At 69.2% G+C, this 13,766-nt stretch carries 14 protein-coding genes; 6 read left to right on the top strand and 8 right to left on the bottom strand.

Annotated features, from left to right (window positions below):
* Positions 1-53 precede the first annotated feature (53 nt).
* Both A3CU_RS0137670 and A3CU_RS0137675 read right to left on the bottom strand, forming a co-directional pair.
* A complete protein-coding gene (locus A3CU_RS0137670; RefSeq protein WP_027946596.1) occupies positions 54-1,295 on the bottom strand; it encodes an FAD-dependent oxidoreductase in 1,242 nt (413 codons plus the stop codon).
* Positions 1,296-1,443: 148 nt separating this feature from the next.
* Positions 1,444-2,700 (bottom strand): MFS transporter, encoded by a 1,257-nt coding sequence (locus A3CU_RS0137675; protein ID WP_245617505.1) that lies wholly within the window; start codon positions 2,698-2,700, stop codon positions 1,444-1,446.
* A 223-nt stretch (positions 2,701-2,923) separates the two neighbouring features.
* Between A3CU_RS0137675 and A3CU_RS0137685 the strand changes: the two genes are divergently transcribed.
* Positions 2,924-3,799: a LysR family transcriptional regulator gene (locus A3CU_RS0137685; protein WP_027946598.1), complete on the top strand. Its 876-nt coding sequence runs from the start codon at positions 2,924-2,926 to the stop codon at positions 3,797-3,799.
* Positions 3,800-3,860: 61 nt separating this feature from the next.
* Here A3CU_RS0137685 and A3CU_RS0137690 read toward each other — a convergent pair whose 3' ends face one another.
* From A3CU_RS0137690 to A3CU_RS0137705, 4 genes are read right to left on the bottom strand one after another with little or no spacing between them, the layout of a single operon-like run.
* Positions 3,861-6,194 (bottom strand): heavy metal translocating P-type ATPase, encoded by a 2,334-nt coding sequence (locus A3CU_RS0137690; RefSeq protein WP_027946599.1) that lies wholly within the window; start codon positions 6,192-6,194, stop codon positions 3,861-3,863.
* The gene (locus A3CU_RS0137695) at positions 6,191-7,090 is read right to left on the bottom strand and encodes a hypothetical protein (RefSeq protein WP_027946600.1); all 900 of its coding nucleotides are present in this window, start codon (positions 7,088-7,090) and stop codon (positions 6,191-6,193) included. The genes A3CU_RS0137690 and A3CU_RS0137695 overlap by 4 nt, the downstream gene beginning before the upstream one ends.
* 26 nt (positions 7,091-7,116) lie before the next feature.
* Positions 7,117-7,323 (bottom strand): heavy-metal-associated domain-containing protein, encoded by a 207-nt coding sequence (locus A3CU_RS0137700; protein ID WP_027946601.1) that lies wholly within the window; start codon positions 7,321-7,323, stop codon positions 7,117-7,119.
* 31 nt (positions 7,324-7,354) lie between these two features.
* A complete protein-coding gene (locus A3CU_RS0137705; RefSeq protein ID WP_027946602.1) occupies positions 7,355-7,633 on the bottom strand; it encodes a metal-sensitive transcriptional regulator in 279 nt (92 codons plus the stop codon).
* Positions 7,634-7,914: 281 nt separating this feature from the next.
* On the opposite strand from A3CU_RS0137705, the gene A3CU_RS48610 reads away from it, so the two are divergent.
* The 4 genes from A3CU_RS48610 to A3CU_RS0137730 all read left to right on the top strand — a co-directional run bounded on the left by A3CU_RS48610 (position 7,915) and on the right by A3CU_RS0137730 (position 11,246).
* On the top strand, positions 7,915-8,475 hold the full coding sequence (locus A3CU_RS48610; RefSeq protein ID WP_084144154.1) for a TetR/AcrR family transcriptional regulator: 561 nt from the start codon (positions 7,915-7,917) through the stop codon (positions 8,473-8,475).
* A gap of 19 nt (positions 8,476-8,494) precedes the next feature.
* On the top strand, positions 8,495-8,788 hold the full coding sequence (locus A3CU_RS0137715; protein WP_027946603.1) for a DUF6204 family protein: 294 nt from the start codon (positions 8,495-8,497) through the stop codon (positions 8,786-8,788).
* Positions 8,789-9,054: 266 nt separating this feature from the next.
* Entirely contained in the window at positions 9,055-10,083 is a 1,029-nt protein-coding gene (locus A3CU_RS0137725; RefSeq protein ID WP_052372845.1) for an alcohol dehydrogenase catalytic domain-containing protein, read from the top strand.
* 347 nt (positions 10,084-10,430) lie between these two features.
* Complete coding sequence (locus tag A3CU_RS0137730) at positions 10,431-11,246, top strand: SDR family oxidoreductase (RefSeq protein WP_052372847.1); 816 nt, start codon at positions 10,431-10,433, stop codon at positions 11,244-11,246.
* A gap of 200 nt (positions 11,247-11,446) precedes the next feature.
* On the opposite strand, the gene A3CU_RS48615 is transcribed toward A3CU_RS0137730, so the two are convergent.
* Complete coding sequence (locus tag A3CU_RS48615) at positions 11,447-11,941, bottom strand: HNH endonuclease signature motif containing protein (RefSeq protein ID WP_052372848.1); 495 nt, start codon at positions 11,939-11,941, stop codon at positions 11,447-11,449.
* A gap of 45 nt (positions 11,942-11,986) precedes the next feature.
* Entirely contained in the window at positions 11,987-12,757 is a 771-nt protein-coding gene (locus tag A3CU_RS0137740) for an NAD(P)H-dependent oxidoreductase (protein ID WP_027946607.1), read from the bottom strand.
* Between the two features lie 91 nt (positions 12,758-12,848).
* Here A3CU_RS0137740 and A3CU_RS0137745 point away from each other — a divergent pair, with 91 nt between their 5' ends.
* The gene (locus A3CU_RS0137745) at positions 12,849-13,760 is read left to right on the top strand and encodes a LysR family transcriptional regulator (RefSeq protein WP_027946608.1); all 912 of its coding nucleotides are present in this window, start codon (positions 12,849-12,851) and stop codon (positions 13,758-13,760) included.
* Positions 13,761-13,766: the final 6 nt, after the last annotated feature.

Below are 13,766 nucleotides of genomic sequence, written 5' to 3' on the forward strand. Positions count from 1 at the left end.
TGCTTGGGGCGGGGACACGCGTGTCTGGGGTGGGGACAGGGGACTGGACCGGGTCAGTCCGGGAGGCGGGCGCCTTGGCGGTCGAGTTCGGCGCGGACGGTGGTGGTGTCGGTGTCGCCGTCGCGTGCGGTCAGGGCGGCGGCGGCACCGGCGGCCTGACCGGTGGCGAACGCGGTCCCCATCACCCGGACAGAGGCACCGGCCCGGCGATCGCCGTCGACGGTACGGCCGCCGGCGAACAGGTTCGGCGTGTTGCGGCTGCGCAGGACGTCGAGCGGGATGCCGTAGTAGCCGGGGTCGCCGATGAACTTCCACTCCGCGGGCAGGCCCGGCCCCGGGTGGTCCTCCACCGGCCAGGCGCCGATCGCCACCGCGTCGGACACCGGCCCGGGCCGCAGCACTTCCTCCTCGCTCAACTGGGCGCGGCCGACGAGGTGGCGGGACTCGCGCGTGCCGAGTTCGGGCCCGGTGTTGACGATGTAGGCGTCGGCGCAGCCCGGGAGAGTCCGGATGACCTTCAGGTATTCCTGGGCCTGGCGACGGGCGCTGCGCTCGGCGCGGCTGGTGTCCGCGGCGTCGCGGGCGTCGTAGCCCTCGTCCGCCAGGTAGCTGATCACGTCCCCGGAGACCGGCATCCGTGCGATCAGGCCGCTCTCACCGCTGAGGTCCGTGACGCCGGCCTCCTTGGCCGCGCGAACCGCGGCGCCGATGGCCTCCCGGGTGACCGGGACGTCCACCGGGATGCCGCCGAACCGGACGCCTAGCGTGCCGTTGAGGACCCGGCCCTCGTTGCCGTAGCGCACCTCCGCGCCGGCGTGACGAGCGAGATCCCCCTCCCCGGTCGCGTCCACGAACGCCGCGGCCGTGTACTCGTGCACACCGGAGTGGTCGGCCACCCGCACGGCGGTGACCCGCTCGTCCTGTCGCGTTGCCGAGAGCAGATGGGAATGCAGCAGCATCTCGACACCCGCGCTGTCGCAGAGTTCGTCGGCCACGCGTTTGACCGATTCGGGGTCGAAGACGACCGTCACGGCCGTGAACCGCCGCGGTTCGGTCACCGCGCCCAGCTTCCGGAGCCCGGCCAGCATCTCCTCGGCTACCCCGAACACCACCTGGCGCAGATCCTGGGTGTGCAGGCCGCAGTAGGTCACGACGTTGCGCAGGGTCGCCGCTCCGCCGAGGCACGATGCGCGCTCGATCAGCAGCGTGCGCGCTCCCGCCCGGCGCGCTCCGAGGGCGGCGCCGATGCCCGCGGACCCCCCGCCGGCCACGATGACGTCGTAGTGTTCGGTCACGGTTGCGGTTCCTTTCTTTTTGCCTCACACGTCGGCGGGCTTGAGCCGCGCTCGGTGCCTCTGATCGCTAGAGGCGCGGTGCCGGTGGCGCGTGTCCTTTGCCTCGCCCGCCGGCGGCTTGCAGGTTGTTTGGGAGTCGCGTGTTCCCTTACCGGGCAACGGTTTCCGCGGACGCGGTGGGAACCTTGGCGGGTGCGCCTTCCCGGACCCCGAGCATGAGCAGCGCGCCCAGCAGCGGACCCGCGGCGAGCGTGGCGAAGGCCCAGAAGAACGAATGGGTCGCCTGGAACACCGCGCCCAGCACCACGGGCACGATGGTGCTGCCCAGCTGCCAGAACGCGTTCGTCACGCCGGCCGCGGACCCGGCGAGGCCGAGCCCGGAGAGCCGGGGGACCAGCGCGACCATCAGGGGGCTGTAGATATACGCCGTGACGCCGAGGAACGGTGCCACCCAAAGGAATCCGGTCAGGCTGTCCCGGGTGCCGAACACCAGCAGGGCCACCACGAAGCAGGCGAGCACGATGACGGTCAGCATCTTTCGCCGCCCGCCCATCAGGTCGGACAGCAGGCCGATGGCCGGCTTTGCCGCGATGGCCGCGATGCCGAAGATCGAGACGACCGTGCCGGCCTGGATCGGGGAGATGTGAACACCCTTGGTCATCAGTGCGTTCGACCAGGTGATGAAGCCGTAGGTGCCCCACAGACCACCGAAGCCGGCGAGACCGAGCAGCCACAGGTCACGATTGCCGGCCAGCGGGCGCAGGTTGGGGACGGCCCGGGACTTCGTCTCGCTGGTGGGCGTCGTCGCGCCGGCGGGATTGGTGTTGCGCAGCAGGAAGAAACACAGCACCGCGACAACCATCGAAGCCGCGCCGAAGACGTGGTAGGAGGTTTGCCAGCCGGATGCGACGATGAGCCTCGGCACCACCGAGTTCGCGATGACGGTGCCCAGCGAGGTCGCCGTCATGAAGATGCCCATCGCGAGCCCGCGGTCCTTGGCCGGGAACCACTGGGAGATCAGCTTGACACCGGCGGAGTAGTCGCACCCGGCGAACACGCCGACCGCCGCCTGGAACGCGATGCCGACGGCCATCGAGTTCGCCTGGCCGAACAGGATCATGAACCCGCCGGCGAAGAAGAGGGAGCAGGCGATCACATTGCGGGCGCCGAGCCAGTCGGTCAGCACCCCGCCCGCGGCGTTGGAGATGACGTAGCCGATGTAGTACCCGGTGGCGAACACACCCAGCCCGGCCAGCGACACGCCGAGGTGCTCACCGACCGCCACCGAGGCGGGACCCCAGGTCGACCGGTCGACGGCGGTCATGGTGAACGCCGCCCAGGACAGTATCAGTACCACCCAGCGGTAGGGGTGCCGGACGACTGCCGACTCCGAGGTGAAACTCATCGTTGAGCGGTCCCTTTCTAAGGTTCCCCGGCGCGCTGCCCGCTGGACAGGGCTGGAGAGAGTGCATGTGGTGAATGATGCAGCCCGCCGCGCTCCAGATCGTGGAGAAGATCGGCGTCAGTCCAACTTGGAGTGAGTACACCCCGATTGACATCGATGCGTCCAATGCCGGTTAATCAGGATAGCCATGCCTGGCGAGCATGGCCGAAGTGTGAGGAGCGCGATGGAGCTGCGTCATCTCCGGTACTTCGCCGCGGTGGCGGCGGAGGGGTCGGTGTCCCGTGCGGCGGAGCGGCTGCACCTGACGCAGCCGTCGCTGAGCCGGCAGATCCGCCAGTTGGAACGCGAAATCGGTGCGTCCCTTTTGGAACGTCATGCCGGTGGTACGTCGCTGACACCGGCGGGTGCCGCGCTACACCGCCAAGCGCTGTTGGTACTCCGTCTCGCCGACGCGGCACCGGACATGGCGCGCTCCGCGATCGGGCAGACGCGCGAGGTCGTGCAGATCGGCATCCCGCCGGGCATACCGGAGGAGTGGCTGCTGACCGTCCTCGCGGCGTTGGAGGCCGAGGTTCCGCACGCCGCGGTCACGCTCAGCGAAGCCAGCAGCACCGAGCAACTGCGGATGATCCGCGAAGGCCATCTCGACCTCGGGATGGTGCGCGAACGGCCGGAAGGCAGGTTGCACGCGGAACGGCTGTACGAAGTGCCCTTCGGGGTTGCGGTGCGTCCCGGGCATCCCCTCGCAGAAGGCACGACGTGCCGGCTCAAGGACCTTGACGAACTGCGGGTTCTCACCCACGGCCGCCAGCAGGTCCCCGTCGTCGACGACCGGCTGGTCGTCGCCGCGCACGACGCCGGCGCCGTGCCGCTGTGGCAGTTCGCGCAGTTCTCCCAGCACGCACGCGCTTGCGCGGAGGCCGTGAAGGCAGATGCGGTGCTGCTGGTCGAGTACTCCGCGCGCCGGTTGCTGCCCGACTGGCCGTGGCGGCCGTTGATCGAGCCGCGGCTGTCCCTGGCCACCTGGCTCGTGTGGCCGTCGGAGACGCGGGCGGTCGTCGGCGACGTCGCCCGGGCCATCCGTGGGCAGGGTGAGTGATCCGGTCAGACAGGACAGTGGCCGGCACCCCACGACGGGGGCGCCGGCCACTGTGGACGGATCACCTGGCGGCGGTCACCGGTTCCTTGGCCGCGGCGCGGGTGGTGGGCGCCGGCGGGGTGTCCGTGACCGTGCTGCGGAAACCCTTCAGGCGCAGGCTGTTGCTCACCACGAACACCGAGCTGAACGCCATCGCCGCGCCGGCGATCATCGGGTTGAGCAGGCCCGCCGCGGCGAGCGGGAGCGCGGCCACGTTGTAGGCGAAGGCCCAGAACAGGTTGCCCCTGATCGTGCCCAGGGTCCGGCGGGAGAGCCGGATCGCGTCCGCGGCGACGCGGAGATCACCGCGCACCAGGGTCAGGTCGCTGGCCTCGATGGCGACATCGGTGCCGGTGCCCATCGCCAGGCCGAGGTCGGCCTGGGCGAGTGCGGCGGCGTCGTTGACGCCGTCGCCGGCCATGGCCACGACCTTGCCCTCACCCTGCAGGCGCTTGACCACGTCGACCTTGTCCGTGGGCAGGACCTCGGCGATCACCTGCTCGATGCCGACCTCGGCGGCGACCGCCTTGGCCACGGCCTCGTTGTCGCCGGTGAGCAGCACCGGAGTGAGCCCCAGCCCGCGCAGCTGTGCGATGGCTTCGGCCGAGGTGGGCTTGACGGTGTCGGCGACCACCAGGACGCCGCGAGCCTGGCCGTCCCAGCCCACGGCCACCGCCGTCCGGCCCTTCCGCTCCGCCGCGGCCTTCGCCTCGGCGAGCTCGGGCGAGAGGTGCTGGCTCCAGTCCTCCAGCAGCGCGGTGCGGCCGACGAGCGCGGCACGCCCATCGACGACGCCCTGCACGCCCAAACCCTCGATGTTGGTGAAGCCCTCGACGGCAAGCGGGTCACCGAACTTCCCGCGCGCCGCGCCGGCGATGGCCTGCGCGATCGGGTGCTCGGAGGCGTTCTCCAGGGCACCCGCCACCCGGAGGACCTCGTCGGCGTCGGTGCCGGTGGCGGCGTGCACCTCGACCAGGGACATCTTGCCGGTGGTGACCGTGCCGGTCTTGTCGAGCACGATGGTGTCGACGCGCCGGGTGGACTCCAGCACCTCGGGCCCCTTGATCAGGATGCCGAGCTGGGCACCGCGGCCGGTGCCGACCAGCAGCGCGGTCGGCGTGGCCAGCCCGAGGGCGCACGGGCAGGCGATGATCAGCACCGCGACCGCGGCGGTGAACGCCGCCGACACCGTGCCGCCGGCGCCGAGCCAGAAGGCCAGGGTCCCCACGGCGAGGGCGATGACGATCGGCACGAACACACCCGAGACCCGATCGGCCAGCCGCTGCACGGCCGCCTTGCCGGTCTGCGCCTCCTCGACGAGCTTCGCCATCTGCGCGAGCTGCGTGTCCGACCCGACGCGCGTCGCCCGCACGATGAGCCGCCCGCCCGCGTTGACCGTGGCGCCGACCACTGCGTCGCCCGGCACGACCTCCACCGGCACGGACTCACCGGTGAGCATGCTGGCGTCGACGGCCGAGTTGCCCTCCTCGATGACCCCGTCGGTGGCGATCTTCTCGCCGGGCCGCACGACGAACTTGTCGCCCACGGCCAGCTGGTCGATCGGGATGCGCTCCTCCCGGCCGCCGCGCAGGACCGCGACCTCCTTCGCGCCGAGTTCGAGCAACGCCCGCAGCGCCGCGCCCGCCCGCCGCTTGGAACGGGCCTCGAAGTACCGGCCGGCGAGGATGAACGTGGTCACGCCCGCCGCGACCTCGAGGTAGATGTTGCCGTCACCGCTGATGCGCTGCACGGTGAGCTCGAACGGGTGCGTCATGCCCGGCTCGCCGGCAGTGCCGAACAGCAACGCGTACAGCGACCAGAGGAACGCGGCCAGCGTGCCCATCGAGATGAGCGTGTCCATTGTGGCCGCTCCGTGCCGGAGGTTCGCCCATGCGGCCTTGTGGAACGGCCACGCGGCCCACACGATCACCGGGGCCGCGAGGGTGAGCGAGATCCACTGCCAGTACGTGAACTGCAGCGCCGGGACCATCGCCAGCGCGATCACCGGCACCGCCAGCACCAGCGAACCGATCAGCCGCTGCCGCAGGGACTGGAGATGACTGTCCTCTTCGGACGGTGCGGCGTCGTTGCCTGCCGGTTCCGCCGCCGGTGGCCGCGGCAAGGTCGCCGAGTAGCCGGCGGCCTCGACCTGTTCGACCAGCGTGGCCGGGTCCACGTCGGCCGGGAAGTGCACCTTCGCCTTCTCGGTGGCGTAGTTGACGGTCGCGGTGACACCGTCGAGCTTGTTGAGCTTGCGTTCGATGCGATTGGCGCAGGACGCGCAGGTCATGCCGCCGATCGCCAGCTCGATGTCGCGCTCGGCCCCCTGCGGGGCGTCCTGCGTATCGGCAGTCATCGTTGTCCTCCCTCACTGGGAACGGTGAACTCGGCGGTGCGGACCTGGCCGTCGTGCTGGAAGTCCAGGAACAGGCGGTAGGTGCCGGCGGAGGGGACCTCGGCGTAGAACGTGATGCCCGGCCCGGGCTTCGTGGTGCCGTCGCCGGGTTCGCCGTCGGGGTGGACGTGCAGGTAGGCGAGGTCACCTTCGCGCAACGCGACCAGGTGCCCGTAGGCGCCGAGGTAGGGCTGCAGGTCGGTGACCGCCTGCCCGTCCTTCGTCACGGTCAGCGTCGCCTTGGCGGTCTGCCCCGGCGTCAGGTCGCCGTCGAGGACGACCCGGTATCCGTCGACGTCCGCGATCCGGGACGGCGGGTAGGCGGCGGGCTGGAAGTCGCCCGGCGCGGCCAGATCGACGCCGAGCGTGGTCGACTCGCCCCCGGCCGGGACGAAGTCGGCGAACGCGCGGTAGCTGCCCGCCTGCGGGACCGGCAACGGCACGGTCCAGGTGCCGTCCGCGGCCATCGTCGGGTGAACATGCTCGAAGCCGGCGGTGTCGCGGCGTACGACGATGAGATGCATCTGCTTCTCGTGCTCGACATCGAAGCCGGTGACCGGTGCGCCGTCGGGTCCGGTGATCCGGAAGGAGAACTCGTTCGTGGTCCCTGGAGCGAGCGTCGTGCTGGTGGGCGTGAGGGTGTAACCGCCCCTGGACGACGCCAGCCCCGCGGGCAGGTCGGGTGCCGCGGTCTCCGCGACGGTGCCGCTGTGAGCGTCCCCATGCCCGGCGCCCTCAGCGCCGTGCGTGCCAGCTTCGCTGGTGAGGGGACCGACAGCGTTGCCGATGGCCCAGGCGCCACCGGCGACCAGGGCCAGCGCCACACCGTAGGCGGAGAGGTTCCCTGCAGTTTTCATGACAATCCTGTCGTCGGGTTTCCGCCTCAGGCGGAGAGCTGGTATCCGGCTTCCTCGACGGCCGAGCGCACGGCGTCGTCGGTGAGCTCCTTGTCGCTGGTGACGGTGACCGCGCCGGTAGGCAGGTCCACCGCGACCTTGGTCACGCCGCCGATCTCGCTGATTTCCTCGGTCACCGAGCGGACGCAGTGCTCGCACGTCATGCCGGTCACGGTGTAGGTCTGCTGAGCCATGTCTGTCTTCCCTTTCGGTTTTCGGTGGTCGTCAGGACCGGACGAGCCGGGCGATCGCCTCGCTGGCCTCGCGCACCTTCGCGTCCGCGTCGCCACCCGTGGCGATGGCCTCGGTCACGCAGTGCTTGAGGTGCTCGTCCATCAGGCCGAGGGACACCGCCTGTAGCGCCTTGGTCGCGGCCGAGATCTGCGTCAGGATGTCGATGCAGTACTCGTCGCCCTCGACCATCCGCTGCAGTCCGCGGATCTGCCCTTCGATGCGGCGCAGTCGTGTGAGGTAGCCACCCTTGTCGGTGGTGTATCCCCGCATGGTCGCCTCCTTACTTCTGCCCAGGTGGCCAGCATACCCCGTACCCCTATGTTGGAGCCGAGTTCCGGTCGCCGTCGGCAAGATCTATATATACCCCCCTCGGGTAACTGGAGTCAAGCGTGGAGAGGGCAGACGCGACGTTGGCCGAAATGGAACGGCCGAAGGCATCGATACCCCAGCCCTGTATGGGACTCCGGTACGGGGAGGGACGTCAGGGGCGGCCGACGGCGGGCGAAATATTGCAGTCGACTGCAATCTTGGAGTCGAGTTAATTTTTGGGTATGAGCGAGGGGCTGCGCGAGCGCAAGAAGCGCCAGACCCGGCAGCGGATCACCGAGGTGGCCACCGGGCTGTTCGTGGAGCGGGGTTTCGAGCAGGTCACGATCGCCGAGGTCGCCGCGGCCGCGGAGGTGTCGGTCAACACCGTCTACAACTACTTCCAGGCCAAGGAGGATCTCGTCCTCCCGCCGGAGGAGGCCTCGCCGCAACGGCTCGCCGATATGGTGCGGCAGCGCCGTCCCGGTGAGTCGGCCGCGCACGCGATCGTGCGTTGCCTGCGCGACGAAGCGCGCCGCCGCGACCGCAAGCTGGGGCTGACCAGGGGGTTCGGTCGTGTCTTCGACATGATGCGAGGCTCTCCCACGCTCACGGCCCGGCTGGAGGCGCTCGGCCAGGAGATGACCGGTGCACTTGCCGCCGTGCTCGCCGAGGAGACCGGGGCGGCGCCGGACGACCTGTTGCCGCGAGTGATCGCCTACCAGCTCGGTTGCATGCACTCGTTGGTGTACGCCGAGATCGGCAAGCGTGTCGCGGCAGGAGAGGTACTGCCCGCCGGCAGGTGAGGCAAGAGAAGGACCAACGATGTTCCGCGTGACGATCAGGGGCAAGTTCGACGGCCTGAGCGAGGACGGCCGCGCCGCCGTTCTCGCGGCCACCGACACCGCCTTCACCGAGACGGGCACCTTCACCCATGACGCGAGTGTTTCGGCGTTCACCTTCCGCTGCCAGGTGCCGGCCGTCCGCGACGATGAAGGCGAGCAGGAAGCCGCCAGGCGGGCGCTGGCGGCGTTGGACGCCCACGGCCACCCGTACCAGGTCCTGCGTGTGGCGGTGATGGACATGCGCCAGATCAAGATCCGCCGGAAGAACCGCTGAGCACGGGGGAGAGAGATCGCCCGAGCACGGGGAGAGGCGTCACGGGTGCGGGGCGGCACCGCTGTGTCCCCGGTTCAGTACGCCGAGTTCCCGGTTCAGGTCGCCGAGTTCCCGGTTCAGTGCGTCGAGTTCCCGGTTCAGGAAGGTGTGAAGGCCAGGGAGGTGCCGTCGAAGACGCCTTTGCCCGCGGAATTCGTCCGGCGGGGAGGGTGGCGGGGAGCCGGGAACGGGTGACGATGTGCCATAGCCGGCGAACGGAGACCGAAATGGCCACCTCGACCTCTCACCGCGCCATGCGGGTTCCGGACCGTGGGGCGGACTTGTCGCTTGCCCAGGTCGAAACGAGGGATCCGGGCCTCGGCGAGGTCCGGGTCACCGTGGAAGCGTGCGGCGTCTGCCACTCCGACGTCATGATCAGCAGCGGGGACCTGCCCGGGAGCACCTTTCCGATCACGCCGGGTCACGAGATCGCGGGGCGCATCGACGCGATCGGCGACGGGGTCGCGGGCTGGTCGGTCGGCGACCGGGTCGCCGTCGGCTGGTACGGCGGCAGCTGTGGGTACTGCGACGCGTGTCGTGAGGGTGACGGCATCCACTGCCCGCGGCTGAAGATCCCCGGTGTTGCCTATCCCGGGGGCTTCGCCGACTCCGTGGCCGTTCCGGCCGTCGCCCTCGCCGCCATCCCGGACGAGCTGACTGCGGCCGAGGCCGCTCCGTTGGCCTGCGCCGGTGTGACCGTGTACAACGCGCTGCGGCGCAGCGCGGCCCGCTCGGGTGACACCGTGGCCATCCTGGGTGTCGGTGGGCTCGGTCACCTCGGCGTGCAGTTTGCCAGGGAGATGGGCTTCGACACCGTCGCGATCGCGCGGGGCCAGGAGAAGGCGAAGCTGGCGCGTGAACTCGGCGCCGCGCATTACATCGACAGCACCAGCGAAAACGTGCCCGAGACGTTGCAGCGCCTGGGCGGTGCCAAGGTCGTGCTGGCCACCGTCACCAGTTCCGCCGCGATGTCGGCGACGCTCGACGGCCTTGGGCGGCGCGGGGAACTCGTCGTCGCGGGCGCCACTATGGAGCCACTCGACGTCACGCCGGTGCAGCTCATCGGCGGTGGCAAGAAGATCTACGGCCACGCTGCCGGGATCGCGGTCGACATCCAGCGCACCATGCGGTTTGCCGCGCAGACGGGCGTGCGGCCGTGGATCGAGCAGGTTCCCCTCGAACAGGCGCAGACCGCGATGGCCCGGATGCTGTCCGGACAGGCCCGCTTCCGCATGGTCCTGACAACCGGCAACTGAACGCCCCGGTGTCCCCGGTTCCGAGCGCCGTGTCCCCGCTCCAGACCGCTGTGTCCCCGCTTCAGGCCGTTGAGTTCCGGCTTCAGGCTGTTGTGTCCCCGCTTCAGGCCGTTGAGTTCCGGCTTCAGGGCGTTGTGTCCCCGCTTCAGGGCGTTGTGTCCCCGCTTCAGGGCGTTGTGTCCCCGCTCGCTCCAGGGCGTTGAGTCCCCGCTCCAGGGCGTTGAGTTCCGGCTTCAGGCCGTTGTGTTCCCGGTTCACGGCGCCGTGTCCTCTCGCCGGTCCCGGCCTGTTCCATCGTCGTGAAAACTGATCTTCGATCAGCGCTGACCTGAGCTAACGTGCCGAGCGTGGAACGTGGTGAGAACAGGGTTGAATCTCATGGATCGCTCGAGGGCCGCGTGGCCGTGGTCACCGGTGTGAGCCGCCGTGCGGGGATCGGGTTCGCCGTGGCTGCGGACCTGTTGGCGGCCGGTGCTTCGGTCCTGGTGCACTCGTGGTCGCCCCATGACGCGGAACAGCCGTGGGGCGCTGATCCCGGAGGTGACGCCGGGATCGTGGAGGCGCTCGGCGGTGAAGGCCCTCGCCTACGACAGATGGCGGCCGATTTCGCCGACCCGAGCGCGCCCGGACGGGTGGTGGCCGCCGCCGTGGCGGCGTTCGGCGCGGTGGATGTGGTGGTCGCCAACCATGCCCGCAGTTCGAACCAGACCCTCGCCGAGGTCACCGCGGCCGAGTTGGACCTGACCTGGGCGGTGAATGCCCGCGCGAGTGTGTTGCTGGCTCAAGCGTTCGCGACGGCTCATGACGACGAGCGTGCTGGTGGGCGGATCATCTTGTTCACGTCGGGGCAGCATCTGGCGCCGATGAGCCAGGAGGTGCCGTATGCGGTCAGCAAGGGCGCCATCCATCAGATGACGCTCACCCTGTCCGACGCGCTGGCCGACCGTGGGATCACGGTCAACACGGTCAACCCCGGGCCGGTCGACACCGGATGGGCAGACCCGGACCTCGCCGAGCGGGTCGGGCGTGCCCTGCCCGCCGGACGGTGGGGCCGCCCGGAAGAGGTCGCCCGCCTGGTCCGATGGCTGGTATCCGAGGACAGCCAGTGGATCACCGGGCAGATCATCAACGCCGAAGGCGGGTTCCGCCGCTGGGTCATGTAACCGATCCCGCCAAGACAGGGGTTTCGGGCAGCTCACCGAGAAGTACGGCGGCGCCACCATTCCGGTGTAGTGGGGTCAGAACGGCGGTTCCGGGGTGTCGTCGTTTCGTCGGTTGTCCTTTGTGGACCCGTCGGAATTCTGGACATCCGGGTCCAGATGGTTTCCCGTTGGGGTGGTGCGGGATCGTCCGGTCGGGGTCGTCACGCCAGGTCGAAGTTCCATCCGGCGACGTCCTTCAAGCGATGATGCCTCCGGCAAAGGCAGGTGAGATTGGCTTTGGAGGTGTGGCCGTTCTTGCCGCGCCGGAAGTCGCGGTGATGGTCTACATCGGACCCTTGTGCGGGTCGGCGGCAGTCAGGGGCCAGGCATTCGCGGTCCCGCACGCGGACGAGTTCGTCGAGGGCGGCGGGTGGCCGGTAGCGGGTGCGGCCGACGTCGAGGACTGCGCCGGAGACCGGGTCGCAGGTGATCTTCCGCCACACACTGTTCTTGTCCGCCATGATCTCGCGGGCGATCTCACCAGGGATCGGCCCGTGTCCGGCCAACTCACGACCAGTGTTGGTGATACCCAGGGCCGCGTCGATCGGGACGTGCACATACACCTGCGCCAGCACGCCAGGCAGACCCAACGCCAGATCCGCCAGTACATCCGCGCGGATTTGGTCGAGGGTGCGATCCTCGTCCTTGGGCTTCAACTTATGGGCAATACCGTCCACTTTGGCGTATGCCCCAACCCTGCTTCAGATCCGCTTGTGTACTTTCAGGCCGGTCTGACCGGGGGCGTGCTCCTCGCGCAGGACCAGGTGTTCGTCGTAATCACCGGAGTCCTGTGCCCGGAATGGTATCGGCGTGCTGGTCGGCAAGGACAACACGCGGCGCCGCAGTTCCTGGGCAAGCGCGGGAAAACCGGCGCTGCAAAGGCGATTGACGCCGGTCACGACGAACGGATCGAGTACTTCCATCCCGCTGTACCACAGGGTGCCATGCTGCAACGGAAAAAGGATCTCGTCGACATCGCCGTGGATTCCCCGTGGGCCAGTGGTCGCCGAGTTCGCGCCCACCGTCACGATGACCATGGCGCGCTTCCCGGCCAATCCGCCGTTTCCGTAGCGCAGCGTCCGACCGGTGTCCGGGTCGGTCACACCTTGGGCGAAACCCTGCACGAAAATGCGGTCGAACCACCCCTTGAGGATGGCGGGTGGGCCGAACCACCACAGGGGGAACTGGAACACCAGCGTGTCCGCCCACTCGATCTTTCGCTGTTCGACACGGATGTCGTCGGAAAGGCGGCCGGCGCGGTAGGCGCGTTCGGATTCGTCCAGGATGCTCAGGCGCGTTCGCGGGTTGTGGCAGAAGTCGTCGCCGGTGACCACCGGGTTCCACGCCATGCCGTACAAATCGGACTCCTGGTACTCGTGACCGTGTTCACGCAGCGCACGAAGTCCTTCGTCGCGCAATGAGCCGTTCAAGGATCGTTGTTCCGGATGGGCGTAGACCCACAGCAGGCGCATGTCGACCTTCCTTTCGTCGACTCCAGGGTCGGCCCTCTGCCCTTACACGTCCAGGTTCACTTTCCGGACTGGACTGTGTAGCGTGGCCTAAATGATTGATTGGCGTCGCCTGCGGGTTCTGCGCGCGGTGGACCACTACGGGACGGTCACCGCCGCCGCGCGTGCCCTGCATTTCACCACCTCGGCCGCGTCGCAACAGATCCGTCAGCTCGGCCGGGAGCTGGATCTCGTCCTGCTCGAACAACAGGGCCGCGGAGTGCGGTTGACCCCCGCCGCGCGCACTCTCCTCGCGCACGCCGACGCGATCCAAGCCCGCTGGGAACAAGCCCAGGTCGATCTCTACGCCACCTCGGACAAGCCCGCCGGGCTGCTTCGCGTCAGCGGGTTCCCGGTGGCGATCTCCACGCTGCTCGCCCCGATGGCGGCGGCGCTGAAGGCAAGTCACGACGATCTCACCGTCCAAATTCAGGAAGCCGAGCTGCGGGACAGTCTCGACCTGCTGTTCGAGGCGGGCGTGGATCTCGCGATCATCGAAGCGACCCCGGAAAATCCGCCGCTCAACGATCCGAGGTTCGACCAGCAGGAGTTACTGGACGACCCCTTCGACCTCGTCGTGGCCGCCACGCACCCGCTCGCACGGCGGACCGAGGTCGCTTTGGCCGAGGCGGCGACCGAAGACTGGATCGCTCCGTTGTCCGGCAGTACTTGTCACACCCACACCTTCTCGGCCTGCACCGCCGCCGGGTTCACGCCGGCCGTCGCGCACCGGGCGGCGGAATGGAACGCCATGGCCCACCTCGTCGCCCACGGGCTCGGTGTCGCTCTTGTTCCCCGCCTGGCGCACATCGCCGTCGATCCGCCGGTTGTGCGCATTCCGATCACCGGGAACCCACGCCCCGTTCGAAAGCTGCTCACCTGTACCCGGCGCGGTGGGAGAACACATCCCGCGGTCGAGGCCGCTCTCGGTGAGCTGAAGCTCATCGTCCCGGCCGCTCTCGCCTAACAACTC

The sequence above is a fragment of the Amycolatopsis taiwanensis DSM 45107 genome (assembly GCF_000519205.1).
GTDB classification, from domain to species: domain Bacteria; phylum Actinomycetota; class Actinomycetes; order Mycobacteriales; family Pseudonocardiaceae; genus Amycolatopsis_E; species Amycolatopsis_E taiwanensis.